At 71.8% G+C, this 1,088-nt stretch carries 1 protein-coding gene and 1 pseudogene; one reads left to right on the top strand and one right to left on the bottom strand.

What is annotated here, in order from left to right; genetic code table 11:
- On the bottom strand, positions 1–178 hold a 178-nt coding region (locus IH13_RS45900; protein WP_158791511.1), incomplete at its 3' end, for an AAA family ATPase.
- Between the two features lie 178 nt (positions 179–356).
- Here IH13_RS45900 and IH13_RS0135640 point away from each other — a divergent pair.
- A pseudogene (locus IH13_RS0135640) lies at positions 357–1,088 on the top strand (M4 family peptidase); the annotation flags it as partial.

A 1,088-nucleotide genomic window follows, 5' to 3' on the forward strand; every position in this document is an offset into this window, starting at 1 on the left:
CCAGCCGCAGGACCGGCAGGCCCGACTGCCGCCCCAGGACACCGGCGGCGGTGGTCTTGCCGCATCCGGGCGGCCCGAACAGAACCACCCGGCGGGTGCCGTGTCCGTTGTCCGGCCCCACCGGCAGCACGGGGCCGGCCTCGTGGGACGCGTTCGTCCACATCGCAGAGTCTGGCATCGGGCCATGGTGCGCCCGCCGGGGCTCCCCGTCCAGGTCAAGGGGTTACCCCGATGTCGGCCGCTCTCCGCGTCTCTAGCCTCAGGGCCACAGCCGGGCCAACTGTCGCCGAACACCCCCCGCACCCCAGGTGACGTTCTGCGGCATTTCCCCGACGAGGCCCGGCGGAAGGATTGTCATGTACCGCAAAAACGCCCTGGCCGCCGGTGTCGCGGCAGCCCTCGCACTGGGCTCCGTGACCATAGTGGCAACCCAGTCCACCGCCGTCCCCCAGCCCACCGCCGCCGGCACCTCCGCCGCCCAGCCCGGCGCCGGCTTCCGGGCGATGACGGCCGACACACGCGGCGAGGCGATACGCGAGGCCGGCCGGAACGCTTCCGCGACCGCCCGCGAACTCGGCCTGGGCCCCGCCGAGCGCCTGGTGGTCAAGGACGTGCTGATCGACGCCGACGGCACCAGACACGTGCGCTACGACCGCACCTACAGAGGCATGGACGTGATCGGCGGCGACCTGGTCGTCCATCTGGCCGAGAACGGCAAGATCACCGGTTCGGACCTGGCGCACCAGGGCGCCATCGAGGTCGCCCGCACAACGCCGAAGCTGACGGCCGCCGAAGCCTCGGCCAAGGCCGTGAAGCACGCCAAGCACGTGAGGAAGGCGAAGGCCGGCAGCAAGGACAGCACCCTGGTGGTGTACGCGGTCGGCAAGATACCCGTCCTCGCCTACCGCTCGACGGTGACCGGTGACGGCGAGACCGGCCCGGCCTCGCAGGAGGCGGTGATCGTCGACGCGACCAGCGGTGCGCCGCTGGACCAGTACGAACTGCACCAGAGCGTCACGGGCACCGGCAACGGCGTCACCGTCGGCCAGGTCTCCATCGAGACCACCCAGTCCGGCAGCGGCTACACC

Source organism: Streptomyces sp. NRRL WC-3549, assembly GCF_000721935.1.
Classification (GTDB): Bacteria; Actinomycetota; Actinomycetes; order Streptomycetales; family Streptomycetaceae; genus Streptomyces.